This is a genomic window from Sulfurimonas hydrogeniphila (assembly GCF_009068765.1).
Lineage (GTDB): Bacteria > Campylobacterota > Campylobacteria > Campylobacterales > Sulfurimonadaceae > Sulfurimonas > Sulfurimonas hydrogeniphila.
The window spans coordinates 1,081,176-1,102,997 of record NZ_CP035534.1; the positions used below are offsets into that span (position 1 = coordinate 1,081,176).

At 38.0% G+C, this 21,822-nt stretch carries 21 protein-coding genes, 1 tRNA gene and 1 other RNA gene; 20 read left to right on the forward strand and 3 right to left on the reverse strand.

The features are described from left to right. Positions 1-13: 13 nt before the first annotated feature. The 9 genes from ETP70_RS05660 to ETP70_RS05700 all read left to right on the forward strand — a co-directional run bounded on the left by ETP70_RS05660 (position 14) and on the right by ETP70_RS05700 (position 10,199). A complete protein-coding gene (locus ETP70_RS05660; protein ID WP_151900267.1) occupies positions 14-2,191 on the forward strand; it encodes an NADP-dependent isocitrate dehydrogenase in 2,178 nt (725 codons plus the stop codon). A 207-nt stretch (positions 2,192-2,398) separates the two neighbouring features. Then, a complete protein-coding gene (mdh, locus tag ETP70_RS05665) occupies positions 2,399-3,355 on the forward strand; it encodes a malate dehydrogenase (protein ID WP_151900268.1) in 957 nt (318 codons plus the stop codon). A gap of 3 nt (positions 3,356-3,358) precedes the next feature. Then, entirely contained in the window at positions 3,359-4,750 is a 1,392-nt protein-coding gene (gene fumC / locus ETP70_RS05670; RefSeq protein ID WP_151900269.1) for a class II fumarate hydratase, read from the forward strand. A 130-nt stretch (positions 4,751-4,880) separates the two neighbouring features. Further along, a complete protein-coding gene (sucC, locus tag ETP70_RS05675; RefSeq protein WP_151900270.1) occupies positions 4,881-6,056 on the forward strand; it encodes an ADP-forming succinate--CoA ligase subunit beta in 1,176 nt (391 codons plus the stop codon). Between the two features lie 3 nt (positions 6,057-6,059). Then, complete coding sequence (gene sucD / locus ETP70_RS05680) at positions 6,060-6,935, forward strand: succinate--CoA ligase subunit alpha (RefSeq protein WP_151900271.1); 876 nt, start codon at positions 6,060-6,062, stop codon at positions 6,933-6,935. 340 nt (positions 6,936-7,275) lie between these two features. After that, entirely contained in the window at positions 7,276-7,626 is a 351-nt protein-coding gene (locus ETP70_RS05685) for a 4Fe-4S binding protein (RefSeq protein ID WP_151900272.1), read from the forward strand. Further along, a complete protein-coding gene (locus tag ETP70_RS05690) occupies positions 7,623-8,777 on the forward strand; it encodes a 2-oxoglutarate synthase subunit alpha (RefSeq protein WP_151900273.1) in 1,155 nt (384 codons plus the stop codon). The genes ETP70_RS05685 and ETP70_RS05690 overlap by 4 nt, the downstream gene beginning before the upstream one ends. Then, positions 8,777-9,631, forward strand: coding sequence for a 2-oxoglutarate ferredoxin oxidoreductase subunit beta (locus ETP70_RS05695; RefSeq protein WP_151900274.1), 855 nt, complete (start codon positions 8,777-8,779; stop codon positions 9,629-9,631). The genes ETP70_RS05690 and ETP70_RS05695 overlap by 1 nt, the downstream gene beginning before the upstream one ends. Positions 9,632-9,641: 10 nt before the next feature. After that, entirely contained in the window at positions 9,642-10,199 is a 558-nt protein-coding gene (locus tag ETP70_RS05700; protein WP_151900275.1) for a 2-oxoacid:acceptor oxidoreductase family protein, read from the forward strand. A 96-nt stretch (positions 10,200-10,295) separates the two neighbouring features. On the opposite strand, the gene ETP70_RS05705 is transcribed toward ETP70_RS05700, so the two are convergent. After that, complete coding sequence (locus tag ETP70_RS05705) at positions 10,296-10,913, reverse strand: TetR/AcrR family transcriptional regulator (protein WP_151900276.1); 618 nt, start codon at positions 10,911-10,913, stop codon at positions 10,296-10,298. 174 nt (positions 10,914-11,087) lie between these two features. Between ETP70_RS05705 and rnpB the strand changes: the two genes are divergently transcribed. The 4 genes from rnpB (at position 11,088) to ETP70_RS05725 (ending at position 12,529) form a co-directional block, all read left to right on the forward strand. Continuing rightward, positions 11,088-11,414, forward strand: an RNA gene (gene rnpB / locus ETP70_RS05710) — RNase P RNA component class A. Between the two features lie 135 nt (positions 11,415-11,549). After that, positions 11,550-11,756 (forward strand): hypothetical protein, encoded by a 207-nt coding sequence (locus ETP70_RS05715; RefSeq protein ID WP_151900277.1) that lies wholly within the window; start codon positions 11,550-11,552, stop codon positions 11,754-11,756. A gap of 74 nt (positions 11,757-11,830) precedes the next feature. Then, on the forward strand, positions 11,831-12,376 hold the full coding sequence (locus ETP70_RS05720; RefSeq protein ID WP_151900278.1) for a response regulator: 546 nt from the start codon (positions 11,831-11,833) through the stop codon (positions 12,374-12,376). A gap of 78 nt (positions 12,377-12,454) precedes the next feature. Beyond that, positions 12,455-12,529, forward strand: a tRNA-Glu gene (locus ETP70_RS05725). Between the two features lie 166 nt (positions 12,530-12,695). Here the strand turns inward: ETP70_RS05725 and ETP70_RS05730 are convergent. Further along, entirely contained in the window at positions 12,696-14,954 is a 2,259-nt protein-coding gene (locus ETP70_RS05730; protein WP_151900279.1) for a glutamine--tRNA ligase/YqeY domain fusion protein, read from the reverse strand. 182 nt (positions 14,955-15,136) lie between these two features. Here ETP70_RS05730 and gltX point away from each other — a divergent pair, with 182 nt between their 5' ends. Beyond that, positions 15,137-16,402 carry a glutamate--tRNA ligase gene (gltX, locus tag ETP70_RS05735; protein WP_151900280.1) on the forward strand — a complete coding sequence of 422 codons (1,266 nt, stop codon included), beginning with the start codon at positions 15,137-15,139 and terminating at the stop codon, positions 16,400-16,402. Continuing rightward, positions 16,399-16,677 carry a YggT family protein gene (locus tag ETP70_RS05740; protein WP_151900281.1) on the forward strand — a complete coding sequence of 93 codons (279 nt, stop codon included), beginning with the start codon at positions 16,399-16,401 and terminating at the stop codon, positions 16,675-16,677. Before gltX ends, ETP70_RS05740 begins: the two co-directional genes overlap by 4 nt. An 11-nt stretch (positions 16,678-16,688) precedes the next feature. Here the strand turns inward: ETP70_RS05740 and ETP70_RS05745 are convergent, their stop codons facing one another. Then, on the reverse strand, positions 16,689-17,144 hold the full coding sequence (locus ETP70_RS05745; protein ID WP_151900282.1) for a hypothetical protein: 456 nt from the start codon (positions 17,142-17,144) through the stop codon (positions 16,689-16,691). A gap of 97 nt (positions 17,145-17,241) precedes the next feature. Between ETP70_RS05745 and mobB the strand changes: the two genes are divergently transcribed. From mobB to ETP70_RS05770, 5 genes are all read left to right on the forward strand, one after another. Then, positions 17,242-17,745, forward strand: a complete 504-nt coding sequence (gene mobB / locus ETP70_RS05750) for a molybdopterin-guanine dinucleotide biosynthesis protein B (protein ID WP_151900283.1) — start codon at positions 17,242-17,244, stop codon at positions 17,743-17,745. 12 nt (positions 17,746-17,757) lie between these two features. Further along, positions 17,758-18,600 (forward strand): class 1 fructose-bisphosphatase, encoded by an 843-nt coding sequence (locus tag ETP70_RS05755; RefSeq protein ID WP_151900284.1) that lies wholly within the window; start codon positions 17,758-17,760, stop codon positions 18,598-18,600. Beyond that, on the forward strand, positions 18,584-18,790 hold the full coding sequence (locus ETP70_RS05760; RefSeq protein ID WP_151900285.1) for a hypothetical protein: 207 nt from the start codon (positions 18,584-18,586) through the stop codon (positions 18,788-18,790). The genes ETP70_RS05755 and ETP70_RS05760 overlap by 17 nt, the downstream gene beginning before the upstream one ends. A 61-nt stretch (positions 18,791-18,851) precedes the next feature. Then, a complete protein-coding gene (gene metG / locus ETP70_RS05765) occupies positions 18,852-20,798 on the forward strand; it encodes a methionine--tRNA ligase (RefSeq protein ID WP_151900286.1) in 1,947 nt (648 codons plus the stop codon). Then, positions 20,795-21,808 (forward strand): hypothetical protein, encoded by a 1,014-nt coding sequence (locus tag ETP70_RS05770; RefSeq protein ID WP_151900287.1) that lies wholly within the window; start codon positions 20,795-20,797, stop codon positions 21,806-21,808. The genes metG and ETP70_RS05770 overlap by 4 nt, the downstream gene beginning before the upstream one ends. Positions 21,809-21,822: the final 14 nt, after the last annotated feature.

The following is a 21,822-nucleotide window of genomic DNA, read 5'->3' on the forward strand; positions in this document are numbered from 1 at the left end:
AGAAGGACAGAACATGTCAAAAATTATTTGGTCAAAAATTGATGAAGCTCCGGCTTTAGCAACATATTCTTTATTGCCAATCGTAAATGCTTTTACAAAAGAAGCAGGTGTAGAAGTTGTAACTAGTGATATTTCACTTGCAGGGAGAGTTTTAGCAGCAATGGGTCTTGGAGAAGACGAGTTGTCTAAGCTTGGTGAACTTGTGCAAAAACCGGAAGCGAACATTATTAAGCTTCCAAATATTTCTGCTTCAGTTGGTCAATTAAAAGATTGTATTGCGGAACTTCAGTCTCAAGGGTATGATATTCCGAACTACCCGGAAAATCCTGCAAATGCCCAAGAGGAAGCTATCCAGGCTAAATACAGTACTTGTCTCGGTTCTGCAGTCAATCCTGTCCTTCGTGAAGGAAACTCTGACAGACGTGCAGCACATGCAGTTAAAAAATATGCACAAAAACATCCACACAGACTGAAGCCTTTTGCTGAAAACTCAAAAGCTTATGTTGCTCACATGAACGGTGACGGTGATTTTTATGCAAATGAACAGTCAGTAACTATGGACAAAGCGCAAAAAGTGACAATTGCATTAAACGGTAAAGAGTTAAAAACTATTGATGCTCTTGAGAAAGAAATTCTTGACGGTACATTTATGTCAGTGAAAAAGTTAAGAGCATTTATCCAAAAAAGTATTGATGAGGCAAAAGAGAAAGGTGTTATATGGTCTATTCACCTCAAAGCCACAATGATGAAAATCTCTGATCCGATTATGTTTGGTCATGCATTCCAGGTTTTCTTCAAAGAAGTTTTTGACAAATACGCAGATTTATTCGCTGAATTAGGTGTTAATCCAAATCTTGGTATGAGTGATTTGGAGAAAAAAATTGCCGGTCACCCAAAAGAAGCAGAAATCAAAGCTGCTTTCCAGGCAGTAGTTGATGCTGATGCACCGAGAATTGCTATGGTTGACTCTGACAAAGGGACAACAAACTTCAATGCTTCGAATGATGTAATTATTGATGCGTCTATGCCTGTTGTTGTACGTGAAGGCGGTAAGCAGTGGGACAGAACAGGTGCGGCTGATGAGTGTGTTGCTGTTATTCCTGACAGTACCTATGCAATGTTTCACCAAGAGATGGTAGCTGACTGTGTGAAAAACGGCCAATATGATGTAACTACTATGGGTAATGTTGCAAATGTCGGACTTATGGCACAAAAAGCAGAAGAGTATGGTTCTCACCCGACAACTTTTGAGCTTGAAGAAGACGGCACAGTGACAGTAACGGCTGAAGACGGTACAGAACTTATGAAATTTGAGTGTGAAAAAGGCGATATCTGGAGAATGTCCCGTGTGAAAGACATTCCGATTCAAGACTGGGTGCGTTTGGCGGTTGAACGTGCAAGAATTACAGGAAATCCTGCCGTATTCTGGTTGGATGAAGATCGTGCACATGATGCGCAGATGATTAAAAAAGTAAACAAATACTTAAATGACCATGACACGACAGGTTTGGATATTAAAATCATGGATGTTGCTTCTGCTACAAGATTCACAAACGAAAGAGTAAGAGCAGGCAAAGACACAATCTCTGTAACCGGTAATGTTCTTCGTGACCACTTGACAGATATGTACCCGATTTTAGAGCTTGGAACATCTGCAAAAATGCTTTCAATTGTTCCATTGTTAGCTGGCGGCGGTCTGTTTGAAACAGGTGCCGGCGGATCTGCTCCTAAACATGTGGATCAGTTCTTAGAGTGCGGTCACCTCAGATGGGATTCATTAGGTGAGTTTTTAGCATTGGCTGAGTCACTTAGAATGATGTACCAAAAAAGTGAAGACAGCAAAATCGGTGCATTGACAGAAGGTCTTGACAAAGCAAACGAAGGTTACCTTGACAATGATAAAGCGCCGAGCAGAAAATGCGGTGAGCCTGATAACAAAGCGTCTCATTACTGGGTAGCACGCTACTGGGCTGAGGCACTCAGTACACAGACTGCTGACACTGCTTTGGCAGAGAAGTTTACGCCGATTGCCGAAACACTTATCAAAAATGAAGAAAAAATTCTTTCCGAGCTTGCTGCTGCGGAAGGTTCTCCGAAAGATATCGGTGGGTATTTCCACCCGGATGATGCCAAAGCTGAAAAAGCAATGCGTCCGTCTGCAACATTGAATGCAATAATTGATTCAATCTAAGTTGAATTATATCGTGCGTAAGGTATACTTACGCACGATATTCCTCTTTTTTATGTAACTCTTATTTTAACAGGTGCTATATACAAAAGATGAATGCCGTTTCATCTAAACTTTCGATGTCTGAATATACTTAAATGTTATGTGTTCGCACATATTGTTTAAGTGTACTGTACTAGTCATCATACTATTTAATATTAAGGAGCATATATGAGTCAAGGAAAAAGAGTAGGGATAGTAGGTGCTGGTAATGTTGGTGCAACAGTAGCATACTCTCTGGCAATGCTTGGATCGTGTCATGAAATTATTCTTCGTGACAATAAAATAGATGTAGCAAAAGGAAAGGCTCTCGATATGTCTCAGGCAGCTTCTGCTGTAAGAAGTCATACCGTGGTTAAAGTTGCTGAAGAGATGTCGGATCTGGTTGACTGTGATGTTGTTGTTGTAACTGCCGGCAGTCCAAGACTTCCAGGTATGAGTCGTGATGACTTATTGATGATAAATGCAAAAATTACAAAAGAAGTTATAAAAGGTATTGCAAAATACTCTCCAAATGCAGTTGTTATCATGGTTTCAAATCCGCTTGATGCGATGACATATGTAGCACTTAAAGAGAGTGGATTTGACAGAAGCCGTGTTATCGGAATGGCTGGAATCCTGGACAGTTCAAGAATGGCAGCATTTATACAGGAAAAGCTTGGTTACGGCGGAGGGCAGATTCGTGCTTCGGTTATGGGCGGACACGGAGATGATATGGTGCCGCTTCCTCGCTACTCCACTGTAGCGGGTGTACCGCTTTCTGATGTGCTGACGAATGATGAAATTGCCGAAATTGTTGACAGAACCCGCCACGGCGGTGCTGAAATTGTGGGATACCTAAAAACAGGTTCAGCTTATTATGCGCCTGCAAAATCAACAGCGATTATGGTGGATGCAATTTTAAAAGATACAAAACAGATTCACCCTTGTGCGGTATGCCTTGAAGGTGAATACGGTTACAGTGATGTAGTTTCGGGGGTTCCTGTAATGCTTGGTGCAAAGGGTGCTGAAAAAATCATTGAAGTGACACTCGATGAAAAAGAAAAAGCAATGTTTGCAAAATCCTGTAAATCAGTTCAGGATTTGATAGATACATTAAAAGAAAATAATTTTTTTGAAGGGAAATAAAGAATGAAGAGCCGTATAGAAAAAGACACCATGGGTGAAATCGAAGTACCTCAAGATGCTTATTGGGGTGCGCAGACACAAAGAAGTATTCAAAACTTTAAAATCGGTGAAGAAAAAATGCCGTATGAGATTACCCGTGCATTTTCATACCTGAAAAAAGCTGTGGCACTTGTCAATAAAGACCTGGGAAAACTCGATGCAAAAAAAGCAGATGCAATTGCGCAGGCTGCTGATGACATGCTGGCAGGAAAACTTGACGGAAACTATCCGCTTGTTGTATGGCAGACCGGTTCAGGTACGCAGTCAAATATGAACAACAATGAAGTGCTTGCAAATCGTGCTACAGAAATACTCGGCGGAGATTTTAGAAAAGAGAAACTGGTACATCCGAATGATGATGTTAACAAGTCACAGTCTTCAAATGATACATATCCGACTGCTTTACATGTAGCGGCTGTTATCGCTGTTGAAGAGAATCTTCTTCCTGCTATTGCCAAACTTAAAGCTACTTTACAGGCAAAAAGTGAAGCGTTTGCCCATATAGTGAAAATAGGCCGCACACACCTGCAGGATGCTACTCCTTTAACTCTTGGACAGGAAATAAGCGGTTGGGTTGAAATGCTGAGCAAATGTGAAAAGATGGCAAAAGACTCTCTTGAAGCAGTCAGAGAGTTGGCACTTGGCGGTACCGCAGTCGGAACAGGGCTTAACGCTCATCCCGAACTTGGTGAAAGAGTTGCTAAAAAGCTCAGTGAATTGACAGGGCATGAATTTGTGACAGCACCAAACAAATTTCACGCACTCACTTCCCATGATGCACTTGTTTTTGCTCACGGTGCGCTCAAAGCACTTGCTGCTGATATGATGAAAATAGCAAATGATGTGCGATGGTTGGCATCAGGTCCCCGTTGCGGCCTTGGTGAAATTGAAATTCCTGCAAATGAGCCTGGAAGTTCTATTATGCCGGGAAAAGTAAATCCTACACAAAGTGAAGCGGTAACAATGGTTACCTGTCAGGTTATGGGAAATGATGCAACAATAGGCTTTGCAGCAAGTCAGGGAAATTTTGAATTAAATGTTTTTAAACCTGTTATAGCATATAATTTTTTACAGTCTGTGCGTCTTTTAAGTGACTCAATCATATCATTTAATGATAATGCCGCTGTGGGAATCAAACCTGTTGAGGCAAAAATAGATCATTATTTACATGATTCATTGATGCTTGTAACAGCTTTGAACCCATATATCGGATATGAAAATGCAGCTAAAATTGCAAAAACTGCGCATGCAAACAATTCAACATTGAAAGAGACAGCTGTTGAACTCGGGCTTTTGACACCTGAACAGTTTGACGAATATGTAAAACCGGAAGAGATGATTGCACCTAAGGCTTAAAAGCCAATGCAAGCGAGGAACTAAATTCCGAGTCGTATAAGGCTTAAAAGCCAATGCAAGCGAGGAACTAAATTCCGAGTCGTATAAGGCTTAAAAACAAGCGTCTTTCAATTTTAAACAAGGAGAATAAATGAATATACATGAATATCAGGCAAAAGAAATTTTTGCTGAGTATGGTGTTCCGACACCAAAAGGTAAAATTGCAAACTCGGTGGAAGAGGCTGTAGAAAATGCAAAAGAGTTAGGTGGACCTGTCTGGGTTGTAAAAGCACAAATACATGCAGGTGGTCGTGGACTAGGCGGTGGTGTAAAACTGGCTAAAAGTCTTGATGAAGTAAAACAGTATGCCCAGGAAATTCTTGGTATGACTTTGGTGACACACCAAACAGGGCCTGAAGGAAAACTTGTACAAAAAGTATATATAGAAGACGGTGCTGACATTAAAGACGAGCTTTACCTTTCTGTAGTACTTGACCGCGCACAGGAAATGCCGATTATCATGGCTTCTACCGAAGGCGGGATGGACATAGAAACTGTAGCAGAAAAAACTCCGGAAAAAATTATTAAAGTTACTGTTGATCCTTCTATCGGATTTCAAGGGTTTCATGGTCGTGAATTGGTTTTCGGTCTTGGGATTACAGATAAAAACGAGCAGCGTAAAATGATTGATTTTGCTTCTAAACTTTATAAGCTTTATATGGACAAAGATGCAGAGATGATCGAAATCAATCCGCTTGTAAAAACCGGTTCTGGAGACTTTATTGCACTTGACGGCAAAATGGGATTTGATGATTCGGCACTTGGGCGTCATCCTGAACTTGAAGCAATGAGAGATATTTCAGAAGAAGATCCGGATGAGCGTGAAGCTGCCCAGTATGGTCTTTCTTATATTGCGCTTGACGGTGAAATCGGTTGTATGGTAAACGGTGCAGGGCTTGCTATGGGAACAATGGATACTATTAACTATATGGGCGGAACACCTGCGAATTTCCTTGATGTCGGGGGAAGTGCAAATGCAGAAACGGTTGCAAAAGGTTTTGAAATAATTTTGAAAAATCCAAATGTTAAAGCCATTTTTGTAAATATTTTTGGCGGTATAGTCAGATGTGACCGTATCGCAAACGGTATACTTGAAGCTACAAAACTTGTAGATGTTCATGTACCGGTTATTGTTCGTCTTGATGGTACAAATGCTCCAGAAGCAGCAGAGATTCTTAAAAATGCAAATATACCAAATGTAATTCCAGCGACAGACTTGGCAGACGGTGCTGCAAAAGCTGTTGCTGCAGCAAAAGGAGAGTTATAAGATATGTCAATTTTAGTAAACAAAGATACAAAAGTAATCGTTCAGGGTTTTACCGGGAAAGAGGGTACTTTTCATGCAGAACAGTGTATTGATTACGGTACAAATATTGTCGGTGGTGTAACACCAAACAAAGGTGGTGAAACACATTTGGGTAAACCGGTTTTCAATACGGTCAAAGATGCGGTTGATGCAACCGGTGCAACTGTTTCTATGGTTTTTGTTCCGCCTGCATTTGTTGCAGATGCTGTAATGGAAGCTGCCGATGCAGGAATTGAACTTGCTGTAATCATTACAGAAGGGGCTCCGGTCAAAGATATGATGTTTGCCAAGCAATATGCTACTAAACACAATATGAAAACAATAGGGCCAAACTGTCCTGGTATTATCACTGCCGAGGAGTGTAAAATCGGAATTATGCCTGGAATGATTTTCAAAAAAGGCAATGTCGGACTCATTTCCAAATCCGGAACACTTACTTACGAAGGTGCCAACCAGGTTGTCAAAGAAGGATTTGGTATTTCTACTGCTGTTGGTATCGGCGGGGATCCGATTATCGGACTTTCATACAAGCAGATTCTGCCAATGTTTGAAGCTGATCCTGAAACAGAGGCAATTGTAATGATTGGTGAAATCGGCGGAGACCTTGAGATTCAGGCGGCAAAACTGATAAAAGAGCAGATAACAAAGCCTGTTGTCGCTTTTATAGCAGGGCAAACAGCTCCTAAAGGAAAACGTATGGGTCATGCCGGTGCGATTATTTCCGGTAGTGCAGGTACTGCAAAAGAAAAAATGGAAGCTCTTGAAGCTGCCGGTGTTAAAGTTGTTGTTTCTCCAGCAGAAATCGGAAAAGCTGTTGCTGAAGTTTTAGCAAAAAAATAATTTATTTTTATACTCTTTCACAAAAACTTTCTGAAAATATTAATTTTCCAGAAAGTTTTTTTCCTCTTTTTTTATAATTTATATCTCTTTTTAATCTTTTAAAATCTCACTGCTTGTGTGTAGATACTAAACGGTATATGGTTTTTATAATTTATACTTTAATTTTATTTTTTAAAATTTCAATATAAGTGTGTAAATACTAAACGTTATATGCTCTTTTTAGCAATAAACATCAACTTTTATAATCAAGTTGATAATGATTTGCTATACTCTTAATATGCAAACTAATATATGCAAACTAATATACATAGTTAATTTGTACTTAACAACAGGAGAATAAATGGGAACTTTTAAAACTGAAAACCCAGGAAATGAACCAGTATGGGTAAACACGAACAATTGTAAAGCGTGTGACATTTGTGTGTCTGTGTGTCCTTCCGGTGTATTAGGAATGGTATATGACCCAACATCAACACTGGGTGCAATGATATCAATTGATTATCCGGAAGATTGTATCGGGTGTAATGAATGTGAACTTACATGTCCGGATTTTGCTATTTATGTAGCAGACAGAAAAGAATTGAAAGCTGCAGGAAAAAGTTTTGCAAAACTAACTGATGAAGCGAAAAAAAGACAAGCGGAAATTGTTGCAAACAATTATATGTCTGTGAAACAAAAAGGAGCTAAATAATGAGAGAAGTTATCTCGACAGGTAATGAATTAGCTGCAAAAGCTGCAGTAGAAGCAGGAGCAAGATTTTTTGGAGGATACCCTATTACTCCATCATCTGAAGTAATGCATGAATCTTCTGATTTATTGCCAAAGGTCGGTGGTGTCTGTATTCAGATGGAAGATGAAATCGGGGGTATTTCAGCTGCTATCGGTGCATCAATGACAGGTGTTAAATCTTTTACAGCTACATCTGGTCCTGGTATCTCTTTAAAAGCGGAGCAGATTGGTCTCGCTTTTATTGCTGAAATTCCATTGGTTATCATCAATGTAATGCGTGGCGGTCCTTCTACAGGTCTTCCTACTCGTGTTTCTCAGGCAGATATCGGTCAGGCACAGTATCCTACACACGGTGACTATGCGTCTATCACTCTATGTGCAGGTTCATTAACTGAATGTTATACACAAACAGTACGTGCATTTAACCTGGCTGAAAAATATATGACTCCTGTTTTTATGCTTCTTGATGAAACAATCGGGCACATGCACGGAAAAGCTGATTTGCCGGATATTGAAGAAATTGACGCTGCTATTGTAGACCGCGAAAGATTTCATGGCAATCCGGAAGATTACAAGCCATATAAAGCTGAAATGAACAAACCTGCGGTACTTAACCCTATGTTTGAAGGGTATAAATACCACATCACAGGTTTGCATCACGGAGACGAAGGTTTTCCTACCGAAGATGCAGAGCAGTGTGAATTTAACATTGAGCGTTTAGTCGGTAAGATAAATACAGTACACTTGGAAAATGGCGGACTTGATGACCTTCCTGATTATGAAGAAGTTGATTTGGAAGATGCTGATGTTTGTATCATTGCCTATGGTTCAATTGCTCTTGGTGCTTATGAAGCTGTTAAAAAACTTCGCTCAGAAGGTATCAAAGCAGGACTGTTCAGACCAATTATGTTGTGGCCGTCTCCTATTAAAAGATTAGAAGAGATTGGAAAGAAATTTGAAAACAGAATTATGGTGACTGAACTCAATATGGGTCAGTACTCAAAAGAAATTGAACGCGTTATCAAACGTAATGATTTTACTACTTTACTCAAAGCAAACGGTCGTCCGATCGCACCGGCAGAAATGGTAGCAAAAGTTAAGGAGATGATTTAATGGCATTTAATTATGATAAATATTTACGTGTAAACAAGATGCCGACACTATGGTGTTGGGGTTGTGGTGATGGTGTTATTTTAAAAGCGACTATCCGTGCAATTGAAAAAATGGGATGGGATATGAAAGATGTTTGTATCGTATCCGGAATAGGGTGTTCTGGTCGTTTTTCTTCATATATCGACTGTAATACTGTGCATACAACACACGGTAGAACTGTTGCGTATGCTACAGGAATCAAACTTGCCAAGCCGCATGCACATGTCATCGTTGTTGCAGGTGACGGTGACGGACTTGCAATCGGAGGAAACCACACTATTCACGGCTGTAGAAGAAATATTGATTTGAATTTTATTCTAATCAATAACTTTATTTATGGTCTTACAAATTCACAGACTTCCCCGACAACTCCTCGCGGTATGTGGACTGTTTCTCAAAAGAACGGTAACATTGATCCGACTTTTGATGCCTGTAAACTGGCAATCGGAGCAGGGGCGTCTTTTGTAGCGCGTGAGTCTATGACGGACCCTAAGAAACTTGAAAAAATTCTTGTAAAAGGTTTTTCTCATAAAGGTTTCTCATTTATGGATATCTTTTCCAACTGTCACATCAACCTTGGCCGTAAAAACAAAATGGTTTCTGCAATGGATAACCTGAAATGGATTGATGAAATTACACTTCCGCTGAAAAAATGGGAAGCACTCTCTGAAGAAGAACAGCTTAACATTTTTCCAACCGGTGTTTTAAGAGAAGTTGAACAAGAAGAGTATTGCGATATGTATGCTGAAATTCAAAAAGCAGCACAAGGGCAACGTCCTAAAATCACTCAAGATGATTTTGAGAAAAAAATATAAGGGGTTATAGATGAGACATACTTTAAGATTTACTGGTGTTGGCGGACAGGGTGTTCTCCTTGCCGGTGAAATTATGGCTGCCTGTAAAATTAAAAACGGTGGATATGGACTAAAAACAGCTACTTATACTTCTCAGGTTCGTGGTGGTGCAACTGTTGTTGATATTACACTTGATGATGAAGAGATTCGTTATCCGTATGCAAATGAAGGTGAAATTGATTTCATGCTTTCTGTTGCAGATGTTTCTTATCACCAGTTCAAAAATGGTGTAAGACCTGGAAACAAGATAGTTGTTGATCCAAATCTTGTACACCCGACAGAAGAAGACAGAAAACTGTGGGATATTATTGAAATTCCTATCATTACGATTGCAAAAGAAGAGGTCGGGAATGTAATTACCCAATCTGTTGTTGCTTTGGCAATTACAAACACAATGACCGGTGTACTTCCGGAAGAGTCTTTGATTGAAACAATGCTTTCAAAAGTTCCGCCAAAAGTTCATGAGGCAAACAAAAAAGCATATGCGCTTGGAAAAGCCTATGCCTTAGATGCTATGGGAACAAAATAACTTTCAACCTTTAGCATAAAAAAGCAGTTCTTTATCAGGGACTGCTTTTTTTAAAATAAGTATTTGATATTAATTAGTATCTAATATTCTATAATATCATATTTTGATGCTTTCCCAAAAAAAATCTACATGTTTTTCAAATTGTGTCGCAAGTGAATTTGTCGAACAGGCATCAAATCTCAATAATGTAACCTGAAGTCTGATGTAAAAGAGGGTGCTGATAAACTCATAAGCAATAAGCATTGGATCGCAAGAGCGAATTAAAGAGTTTTGCATCATAATGAAAAAGCCTTCTGAGAGCAAGGCAATGTTTTTATCATGGTATTGGCTCATAAACTGTTCCCTGAGGCTTTTATTTTGCATAAGCTCAATCATGAGCAGCCTGAACATGTTTTCGTTTTTTTTGTCAAATGTCAGCATTTTATACTGCATGGTATATTTTTGTAAAAACGGTTTCCCCCTAAATGCCAATTCTTTCACTTCGTCTTCTGAAAACGAAAAGGGCGAAGAGAAGATATTTTTAGCAACTTCAAGAAATATCTCCTCCTTGTTCTTGTAGTGATTGTATAAAGCACTCTCTCTTATTCCAACTTCAGCAGCAATTTTACGCACACTGGCTCCTTTGTATCCGTAGTGTGAAAAGAGGGCGGTTGCGGCTGTAAGTATTTTCTCTTTTGTTGTGTTTTTTTTCTTTATATCCCTGTTTTCAGGCATTTAAAGCTCCTTTTTTTTTAAAAGTGAACAATTGTTCTTGCATATGCAATTATATATGAACAGTTGTTAATATCTTCTTAAATATAAGTGAACGATTGTTCTTGTTACTACATACAAGTATGAACAGATGTTCATGCTCCAACCTTTGTTTAGAATTTTTATGTATAATTCCATCAGGCATAAGAGATAGTAACTTGAACCTGTATTCAAGAGGAAAGTCCGAGCTGCTGTAAGACAGTGTTCCATTTAACTAATGGCCGTAGTAATACGAGGGAAAGTGCAACAGAAAACAAACTTCTGCCTTTTGGTAGTAAAGGTGAAAAGGCGGTGTAAGAGACCACCAGTCTCTATAGCGATATAGAGAGCTTGTAAACCCAACATGGCAGCAAGAAACAAATGGTTAGCGTCTTACAATGCTATTGTTTCGCTAGAGGCACAACGCAAGATGTGCAGTAGATTAATGCTATCACTACAAAACTCGGCTTATCTTATGCCTGAAAACCACTCTCAAGAGAGCAGATGATTTTTCAAGAGAATTTACATTATGTTAACCAATACACATATTGTTTAATATGAACTATTTCAAAGACTCTATAGAAAATAAACACTCGAATAAACTTCAGGAACAGATACACAATGGAAAGAAAAGAACAACTTATCAAAGATATACAAAACCTTCTTAACAGCTATGATGGCATACGCCCTACTTCTATTAATCCTGATTTATTACAATTTATGGATGAAAAAACTCTTATAGATACAATTGATGCTTTGTTGACACAAAAAGAAAAAAACAGTGTTTCTGATACAGAGTGGCTTGAGCAATTTAAGACAAATTCTTGAATTTGTTGATAAATGTTAGCGTTATTAACTATTTGTAGTGTATAATATAACAAATTAAAATATAGGAAAAAACAATGGGTAATTTAGATTTAATTCAATTAACAGAACAGACAAAAAAACTTACAGCTATGGTTGTAGAAGATGAAAAAGTAACGAACGAACTTTTGAGTTCTACGTTTAAAAACTTTTTTGCAAAAGTGGAATCATGTTTCGACGGTGATACGGCATTAAAAGTATATGAGCAGATGAAGCCGGATGTAGTTTTTGTCGACATTATTATGGAAGGAATGGACGGGATAGAACTTTCTCGTAAAATTCGCGAAATTAATCCAAGTCAAATCATTATAGTGATCTCTGCAAGTAACGATATGGAAAAAATTTCTGCATCAATTGAAGTGGGTGTAAACAGTTTTATTCAAAAGCCTATTGACACGAAAAAAATTATAGAGCTTTTAGGTAATGTTGTTTCTATGGTGGCTAAAAAGAAAAAAGTAGAGACAAAAACATTTTCAATCTCTCTTCCTTTGGATTTATACGAAACTGTAAACGAGAATGCAAAAGCAGAAAGTATTTCTAAAAATGCCGTCATTATCAGAGCACTTCGTAGCTTTTATGAATAATTAACGAAATATATAGATTTTATCTTTTTTTAAGGATATTGTCTATATAATTTCGGCTCAACAAAAGTTGAGCATGTTGGCCCCGTCGTCTAGCGGTTAGGATCCATGGTTTTCATCCATGTTACAGGAGTTCGATTCTCCTCGGGGTCACCAACTTTTCTTCCTTTTTCCCAATCATAAAATATCATCTATGCAACTGTCAAATACAATAATACACTCGCCTATTCAAAAATCATTCGGAACCCGTACTTTCAATGCTAAAGAAAGAGTGCGGGCTTTGTGCCTTTAATAACTAAGGCCAGGAGGTTGTGAAAAAATATCAAATCGCCAATTTTTGTTTTACAAGCTCATTTACAATTTTAGGATTTGCTTTACCCCCTGTCTTTTTCAATACCTGTCCTACAAAGAAACCAAACAGCTTGTTATTCCCTGCTTTGTATTTTGCCACATTATCAGGATTGTTTGCAATAACTTCATCGATAACAGGTAAAATTTGAGCCGGATCACTGATCTGCACCAGCCCTTTTGCTTGAACTATCTGCGTCGGGTTTTCTCCACTCTTTGACATATCCTCAAACACCTGTTTGGCAATTTTACTTGAGATAATATCTTCTTCAATCATTTTTGCCAGTTGTGCTATATGCACGGGGCCGAATTTCAGCGTCTCTGCATCTGTGTTTTTAAGCACTCTGGCTACTTCATTGACTACAATATTTGAGAGTGTGACAGGCGCGTTACATGTACAGAGTGCCTCTTCAAAAAAGTCACAGAGAAAGGCATCACGAGCCAGCGTATTTGCAACCTCATTGTTGAGTTTCAGTGTATCTGTATATTTTTCAAATACTTTTTTTTGCTCCTCTGTCATAGGTGTTACTTCACCGTCTATTTGTACCTGTTTGGCTTTTTGTTGTGTTGCCTGCTGTTTTGGTTTTTCTTTTTTCGTCCAGGAGTCTTTCAGTCCGACAATTTTGTTAAATACAGGGTGCGCATCGCTGTAATCAACCGGATCAGCATAAAAATAGCCTTGTCTCTCAAACTGAAACCTCTCATCCGGTTTTTCAAGTATCACAGCAGGTTCAATCAGCGCATTTTTAATGATTTGCAAAGAGTTTGGATTTAAGTCTTCAATCCCCTCCGGTGCTTCAGTTTTAAACAGTCTGTCGTACAGACGGATCTCTATTTTTTTTGCCTCTGCTGCGCTCACCCATTGAATGGCACTTTTTACTTTGATGCCGCTTGTATCTTTCGTACCGCTTTTGGAATCGGGATAATACTCTGCTTTTATTTCTGTAATATTTCCATCGGCATCTTTAATGATCTCTTTACATGTAATGATATAGCCGTGTCTTAGTCTCACAGGCTGTTCAGGAGTAAGACGGAAGTAACCTTTTGGAGGATTCTCTTCAAAGTCTGCCCGTTCGATATAAAGCTCTTTTGAAAAAGGAATCTTTCTTGAACCCTCTTTTGGAACATCATGCGGATAGTACGGTGCCTCAATCTCCTCAGAGCCTTCATAGTTTTCAATTGTGACCTTCAAAGGGTCCATCACGCACATGACACGGGGAACTTTTGTGTTTAAATCATCGCGTATAGAAAATTCAAGCTGTGCAACATCAACCACAGAGTTTGCTTTTGCTATACCGATTTGCTCACAAAAATTTAAAATGGACTCCGGTGTGTATCCTCTCCTTCTGTACCCTGCAATTGTAGGCAGACGAGGATCGTCCCATCCGTTTACATAGCCTCCCTCAACCAGTTCCAAAAGTTTTCTTTTGCTCATCACTGTATAGTTGATGTTGAGTCTTGCAAATTCATACTGATAGGGACGGGGCGGTTTCAGTTCAAGCGTATCGAGTACCCAGTCGTAAATATCACGATTGTTTTCAAATTCCAAGGTACAAATTGAGTGTGTGACCCCCTCTATATAATCAGACAAACAGTGTGCAAAATCATACATCGGGTAGATTGACCATGTATCCCCTGCTCTAAAGTGATGTGCATGTCTTATACGGTATAAAAGCGGGTCTCTCATTTTCATATTGGCTGCACCCATATCTATCTTAGCCCGTAAAACATGCTCACCGTCTTTAAATTCGCCCTTTTTCATTCTTTGGAAAAGATCGAGATTTTCTTCAACACTTCTGCTTGCATATTTACTGCGCTTTCCGGGCTGTGTAACAGTGCCGCGGTATTGGCGTATTTCATCTTCGCTCAGACTGTCGACATAGGCTTTGCCCATTTTGATAAGCTGCACCGCATAATCATATATCTGAGAAAAATAATCAGAGGTAAAATAAAGATTCTCACCCCAGTCAAATCCAAGCCATCTGACGGCATCTTCAAGAGCTTCTACATACTTTGTATCTTCTTTTGTCGGATTGGTGTCATCCATTCGCAGGTTGCAGTGACCGTTATAATCACGGGCAATACCAAAATTTATAGATATGGACTTGGCATGTCCGATATGCGGAAAACCGTTGGGCTCGGGCGGAAACCTTGTTACTATCTCTTTGTATTTTCCTGATTTTAAATCATTTTCAACTATTGTACGTAAAAAATCTTTTTTTTTATTGTTCATTGTTTTTAAACCTTTTATTGTCAGCCATTGAGTCTTTTAAAAATACAAAGCCCGCACGCGAAAGTACGGGTCTTGAGAAACTGCTTCACTTAATGGCATTGAAGGAGTACATTTTAACAAATCATAGCTTATAATTAATCAAAAGTTTGTTAGAATTACAAAAAATTTATCTAGGAATGTTAATGCTAAGATTTGCGTCCAGCCCTATTGGAGACATGCATATAAATGATTTAAGAATTGCACTCTTAAACTACATTGTATCAAAACAAAAAAATGAAGATTTCATTGTAAGAATAGAAGATATAGACAAAGAAAAAGTTATGCACAATAAAGACCAGGAAACCCTGGATATTTTAGGACTTTTTGGAATTGAATATTCTCACGTGGTGTATCAAAGCCAAAACCTTCGTTTTCATTCGGCTATGGCTCTGCAACTTTTGCATGAGAAAAAAGCTTTTTCCTGTTTTTGTTCCGATGAATGGTTGCAAAAAAAGCGCAGTGAAGCAGAAAAAGCGCAAAAAGAGTACCATTATGATGATGCATGCAGAAATCTTCCTGCCGAACTTGTCATTGACAATACAGCCCCTTTTACTGTAAGAATAGTACGTCCTGATACACCAGTCATTGTAAAAGACCGGCTTAAAGGTGCAATCAGTTTTGAACCTGATGCTGTTGACAGTTTTGTGATCATGAATCACGATAAAACGCCTGCCTATGATTTTGCCTGTGCGGTAGATGATATGCTGAGTGATGTTTCAATGATTATTTGCGATGAAAAATATCTCAACAATACACCAAAACAGGTACATGTAAGAAACCAGCTCCAATATAACAAAGAGATTGAATATACCCACCTGCACGGTATACAGAACAGTGTCAGTGTAAAACAGCTTTTGGAGGAAGGATATTTGCCCGAAGCTATTTCAAATTATTTAATATCAATCGGCAGCAATCCTCCAAAAGAGATTTTTACACTCAAAGAAGCGACAGAATGGTTTGACCTGGACAAACTTGCAGATAATCCTGTCCGTTTTGATCAGGATAGGCTGAAACAGATCAACAAAGAGCATTTAAAAAACCTGGATGCAACAGAGTTGTCTCGTTATGTAGGATTTGCCGACCCGGAAATCGGAGAACTTACACGTATTTATCTTGAAGAAGCGGGGACTACAAAAGAGTTGAAAGAAAAAATTGCTTCTATTTTTGCAAAAAGAGTTACTGCCCACGGATTTGCAGAAGAAATGGAGTCAATGGCAAAAGCGATAAAAAATGCGCCCTACTTTGAAGAGTATAATGATTTTAAAAACTATATCATGGATAAAACAGGGCTTAAAGATGAAAACTTTTTAAAACCGTTGCGTATACTTCTTACAAATGCCGAACATGGGCCTACTATAGAAAAAGTATATAAATATCTGAAAAACTATCTGAAGGAGATTATCAAATGAGTGCATTAGTTGAAATTATACAGGGGATCGGCGGAATTTTTATAGGACTTGTAAATGTCTATATCTGGGTGATTATTATTGCAGCGCTGCTGAGTTTTGTGAATCCCGATCCATATAACCCTGTTGTGCAGTTTCTTCACAGAGTAACAAATCCGGCATACGCGTTTGTAAGAAGATTTATGCGAACAGATTTAAATGGTCTGGATTTCGCACCGCTTATCATTATTATAGCACTGCAGGTTCTTATTGTAATTTTACAGTCCATACTTTATTAAAGGTGTCCTTTTCAACGTTTAAAAGTCAGAATTGTACTGTTTTGTCCTAATTGGATTTTTAAATGCAAAGTCTCTTTGTTCTGCTTTGCAAATCCGACAAGGTAGTACTTGTTCCATTTTGCATGAAATGATGTAAGTGCTGTAAATTCATTTTGGACAGGTAATGATTCTACAAGGATTGCAGGTTTTTCGTTGAGATAAAATTCTACTTTGCTCTTTTTGTTTTTTTTATAAAGATAGAGATAGAAATATTCATAATCTTTGTAAATTTTCGGATCTGTTTTGTTTAAATACACAGCAGTTACAATTGCGACTACGTCAGCTTTTGTATTGATAACTTTGCTGCTTTGCAGATTGTCTTCGGCCAACTCTTGAGAATTTTTTAAATGAAATCTTTCAAATGCATTTTTTTGCGCGCACCCCAAAAAAGTTATCAGTAATAAGAGTATTGGTAGTGAAAATTTCATTTTTTGGCCCTATTCTTTTTTGGAATTATATCTTATTAAACTCTTCTTTTGTATAATGGCCTAAAATTTTTAAAGAAAAGTCACAAGGACTTATATATTGAAAAAAAGATTAGCAGTTGCATTTACCGGACCCTCTAACAGCGGTAAAACAACATTGATACTCAAAGTTGCCAGAAAACTCATACATGAACATCATTTGGAAGTAGCTATCATAAAGCATGACCCAAAAGACAAGGCTAGATTTGATGTTGTCGGCAAAGACAGTTACAAATTCAGTGATACCGGGGCAGAAGTCATTGTGACTTCTCCAAACAGAACAACCTACTTTTCACACCGTCATGCCGATTTGGATGAAATGATACGCATGTTTCGTGATTTTGATATTTTACTCGTTGAAGGGCTGAAAAATCTACCTCTGCCAAGAATAAGCATATTTAGAAACAGTATAGATGAAGATTACTTTCCTTATATGAATGCGCTTGCTGTTGATGAAAGTATAGATATTGAAAAATACACTTTGCCAAAAGATGTTGATGTTTTAGATTTAAATGACACAGATGAAGTGATAACATGGATACAAAAAAATGCAAAAAAAGTTTAAAAAGGAAAAAAAATGAGAGATATATTTGATGCAATTCAAAAAAGTGCCAAAAGAATTAAAGAAGCAATTGACACAAAAGACATAGGATACTCACAGCTCGAAAACAGTTCTGGCGAAACACAGCTTGAACTTGACATAAAATGTGACATGATTATTGAAGAAGAATTTTCAAAAGTTTCTTCTATCCATACGGTTGCCAGTGAAGAAAAAGAGCATGAAGAGGTTTTACATGAAAACGGCAAATATTTTATTGCCTACGACCCGCTTGACGGTTCATCATTAATAGATGTAAATTTGAGCGTAGGATCGATTTTTGGCATTTATGAGGGTGCGTTTGGAACACAAAAAATGGTTGCTGCCTGCTATGTTGTTTATGGTCCGCGCGTTGAAATGGTCTTTTCACAAAACAAAACAAAGCTTTATCTGCTGCAGGCCGGTGAATTTGAGTTTGTCAAAGAGATACGACTCAACGAAAAAGGCAAACTGATGGCTCCGGGAGGAACGCAGCAAAACTGGAAAAAATACCACAAAGCCATGATAGACGGTTTTTTTGCAGAGGGGTACCGTCTGCGATACTCCGGCGGTATGGTACCTGACCTGCATCAGATTCTGCTCAAAGGCGGCGGACTTTTCAGCTATCCTGCTACAAGTGATAAACCAGAAGGAAAACTTCGCCGTTTGTTTGAAGTGTTTCCTTTTGCTTTTGTGTTTAAAACTTCAGGAGGAGAGGCCGTTGACGGAAAAGATGAAATTTTAACTCTTGGTCATGCACATATTCATGACACTTCACCGTGTTTTTTTGGTTCAAAATATGAAATAGACCGAGTGAAAGAAGTATATGCAAGAAACGCATAAAAAGCCTAAAGACAAATTTGAACTGCATCTTGATGAAATGATACAAAAAGTTCAGGAGTGTCAAGAGCAAAAAAATCATAAAAGCTGCAGTGTGTGTGAGCACTATTTTGGCTGCGAGCTGCGAAATGAATATATAAAAGCCGTTTATAACAGCATGTCAAAAGGCGAAACAGGCGGTTTTGAATTTTAATACTATTGGCAATAGTAAACATTTTAGATAAAATACATTAAATATTTAACAGGAACATACATTGAGTAAATACATAACAACACCTATATACTATGTCAACGGAGAGGCTCACATCGGGCATGCTTACACGACTTTCATTGCAGATACTCTGGCACGCTATGAGAGACTCAAAGGTGAAGATACTTTCTTTTTGACAGGAACAGATGAACACGGACAAAAGATAGAAGAGTCTGCAAAAAAAGCAGGAAAACCTACACAGGAGTTTGCAGACGAAATCAGTGCGACTTTTAAGAATCTTTGGGATGAGTTCGGTATAAGTTATGACAAGTTTATACGAACAACTGATGAAGAACACAAAAAAGGTGTACAAAAAGCTTTTGAAGTGATGTATGCAAAAGGTGATATTTACAAGGACTTCTATGAAGGTCATTATTGTGTAAGCTGTGAAACATTTTTTCCCGAAACACAGCTTATAGACAGTGAATTTTGCCCTGACTGCGGAAGAACGACAAGTGTGGTAAAGGAAGAGAGCTATTTTTTCAGACTTTCAAACTATGAAGATAAGCTGCTGGAACATTATGCAAGTCATCCTGATTTTATTATGCCCCGCTCGCGTGCAAATGAAGTTGTAAATTTTGTAAAAGGCGGTCTGCGTGACCTTTCTGTAACACGTACATCGTTTAGCTGGGGGGTGAAAATGCCTAAAAGTATCGGGGATGACAAACATGTTATGTATGTTTGGCTTGACGCACTTTTAAACTATATCACAGCTCTTGGTTATGGTTCGGATGAAAAACTTATGAATTATTGGCCGGCTGATGTTCATTTTGTCGGGAAAGATATTCTTCGTTTTCATGCTATTTACTGGCCTGCATTTTTAATGAGTCTGGATCTCCCTCTTCCTAAGCATATCGGTGCGCATGGCTGGTGGACACGAGACGGTGAAAAAATGAGCAAGTCAAAAGGAAATGTTGTTTCTCCAAAAGAAGTTGCGGATGCCTATGGTGTAGAAAATCTCCGTTACTTTATGCTTAGAGAAGTTCCTTTTGGCCAAGACGGTGATTTTTCACAACGTGCTTTTATAGACCGTATAAACTCTGAACTTTCGAATGATCTTGGAAATCTGCTCAATCGTATCATAGGTATGAGTGGAAAATATTCTGATTTTCAAATAGACAGCGTAGATGTAGAAAAATACCATTCTAAAGAGATTGAGCAAATGAATCTGATTTTGGATTCTCTTGATACATTTTTAGAAAATCTGCAACCACACAGATATCTTGAAGAACTGTGGAAACTTTTTGCAATAGGAAACGGTGTTATACAAGAGTATGAACCATGGGTAAAAATGAAAAACGGACAAAAAGACGAAGCACTCGCTACTGTAGCTGTTGTTGCAAATATACTGGCAAAAGCGGCTGTAATGCTTCACCCTGTTATGCCAAATACAACAAATATCATAGCGGATGCACTCTCTTTTGAAATAAATACAGCAAGTTACAAAGAGCTTATACTAGAGAAAAAACTGTTGAAATTATTTAATATTAAAAAGGTGCCGCCTCTTTTTCCTAGAATTGAAGAACCTTTGATGCAAGAAGTGCCAAAGGCAGAACCTGTGACAGCAACAAAAAAAGAACAAAGCTCCAAAAAACAAACAAAAGAGACGAAAAAAGAAAATGACAACCTTATTGAAATTGGTCAATTTTTTGAAACATCTCTGAAAGTCGGAACTGTTGTAGAAGCTGAGGAAGTACCAAAAAGTAAAAAACTTTTAAAATTACAGATTGATTTAGGCGAAGAGAATTTGAGACAGGTTGTTGCCGGTATAAAAGAGTTTTATTCTCCTGATAATTTGATAAATACTCAAGTGTGTGTTGTAGCCAACCTCAAACCTGCCAAATTAATGGGAATGATAAGTGAAGGAATGCTTCTTGCTGCAAAAGATGAAGACGGTCTTTGTCTAATCAGACCGGAAAAACCTAAAAAAGCAGGCACACCTGTTGGATGAGACTGGAAAATACTTTAGCACTTATACACGGAGAACTGGTAAATACTCCCTTTGTAAGTAATTTTAACAATATTGTTTTTGATGCAAAAGCGGTGAAGAGAGGTGATCTTTTTATAGCTTTTGATGAAGGTTCCATAGAAGATGCTGTTTTTAACGGTGCCTACGGTGTAGTGTTTGACAAGCCTACGCAGATAACAGACAGTGAGATAGCCTGGATAAAAGTGAAAGATTTGGAAGACGCAATCAAACGACTTTTGCGTTTTGAACTTATCGCTAAAGAGATATCAGTATATGCCTGTGATGAGATTGTTCTCAAAATTGCTTTACAGGTTGTTACAGAACCGAGTTTCATCGCTTTGCACGGGGATATAAAAAGTATCTTTAAAGAGTTGTCAAATATAGAAAACGGTTCCACTCTTCTCTTTAGCCCTGCTCTTACTTCTTCGGATTTATTTACAAAAATCAAAGAGTTGCCAAAAAGTAAGGCACAAAGTATCAATATCATTGAACAGACACTTTTTGAAACATCTTTCATTTATGACAATGTTTTTTATGAAAGACAACTTATCTCACCATTCTTTATGCCCTATCTTGAGCAACTGCTTTATCTTTTTAAAGTGCTGAAAATTAATTTCAGACTAAGAAAATTTACGCCGATTGATCATTTTGAAGCAGTTTTTACAAATAAAAGTTTTGAGATAAAAGAGTTTGGAACCAGTGACAAAGTATTGATATTTGAAAAAAGCACCTCTTTGATAGAGAATGAAATACTTTTTTTACAAAAACAGGCAAGCTGGGCCAAAATTATTTATATTATTCCCTCTACATGTAAACAAAGGCTCGATGCTGATCTTCTGAAACAGAAAAATTTATTTTTTTATAAAAATAAAAATGAAATCAAAAATATTTTACAGGCAAACAATTTTCATTTTGCCCTGATAGTCGGTGTAGATAAATCAATACTGGAAAAACCTTTAATAAGGCAAACTCAACTGACTTTGGATTTTTAAAAAATAATGGTATA

What these genes read in the sequence shown, in the direction of transcription:
- ETP70_RS05660 (WP_151900267.1), top strand. Translation starts at nt 14, where the DNA reads ATGTCAAAAATTATTTGGTCAAAAATTGATGAAGCTCCGGCTTTAGCA.
- mdh (WP_151900268.1), top strand. Translation starts at nt 2,399, where the DNA reads ATGAGTCAAGGAAAAAGAGTAGGGATAGTAGGTGCTGGTAATGTTGGT.
- fumC (WP_151900269.1), top strand. Translation starts at nt 3,359, where the DNA reads ATGAAGAGCCGTATAGAAAAAGACACCATGGGTGAAATCGAAGTACCT.
- sucC (WP_151900270.1), top strand. Translation starts at nt 4,881, where the DNA reads ATGAATATACATGAATATCAGGCAAAAGAAATTTTTGCTGAGTATGGT.
- sucD (WP_151900271.1), top strand. Translation starts at nt 6,060, where the DNA reads ATGTCAATTTTAGTAAACAAAGATACAAAAGTAATCGTTCAGGGTTTT.
- ETP70_RS05685 (WP_151900272.1), top strand. Translation starts at nt 7,276, where the DNA reads ATGGGAACTTTTAAAACTGAAAACCCAGGAAATGAACCAGTATGGGTA.
- ETP70_RS05695 (WP_151900274.1), top strand. Translation starts at nt 8,777, where the DNA reads ATGGCATTTAATTATGATAAATATTTACGTGTAAACAAGATGCCGACA.
- ETP70_RS05700 (WP_151900275.1), top strand. Translation starts at nt 9,642, where the DNA reads ATGAGACATACTTTAAGATTTACTGGTGTTGGCGGACAGGGTGTTCTC.
- ETP70_RS05705 (WP_151900276.1), bottom strand. Translation starts at nt 10,913, where the DNA reads ATGCCTGAAAACAGGGATATAAAGAAAAAAAACACAACAAAAGAGAAA.
- ETP70_RS05715 (WP_151900277.1), top strand. Translation starts at nt 11,550, where the DNA reads ATGGAAAGAAAAGAACAACTTATCAAAGATATACAAAACCTTCTTAAC.
- ETP70_RS05720 (WP_151900278.1), top strand. Translation starts at nt 11,831, where the DNA reads ATGGGTAATTTAGATTTAATTCAATTAACAGAACAGACAAAAAAACTT.
- ETP70_RS05730 (WP_151900279.1), bottom strand. Translation starts at nt 14,954, where the DNA reads ATGAACAATAAAAAAAAAGATTTTTTACGTACAATAGTTGAAAATGAT.
- gltX (WP_151900280.1), top strand. Translation starts at nt 15,137, where the DNA reads ATGCTAAGATTTGCGTCCAGCCCTATTGGAGACATGCATATAAATGAT.
- ETP70_RS05740 (WP_151900281.1), top strand. Translation starts at nt 16,399, where the DNA reads ATGAGTGCATTAGTTGAAATTATACAGGGGATCGGCGGAATTTTTATA.
- ETP70_RS05745 (WP_151900282.1), bottom strand. Translation starts at nt 17,144, where the DNA reads ATGAAATTTTCACTACCAATACTCTTATTACTGATAACTTTTTTGGGG.
- ETP70_RS05755 (WP_151900284.1), top strand. Translation starts at nt 17,758, where the DNA reads ATGAGAGATATATTTGATGCAATTCAAAAAAGTGCCAAAAGAATTAAA.
- ETP70_RS05760 (WP_151900285.1), top strand. Translation starts at nt 18,584, where the DNA reads ATGCAAGAAACGCATAAAAAGCCTAAAGACAAATTTGAACTGCATCTT.
- ETP70_RS05770 (WP_151900287.1), top strand. Translation starts at nt 20,795, where the DNA reads ATGAGACTGGAAAATACTTTAGCACTTATACACGGAGAACTGGTAAAT.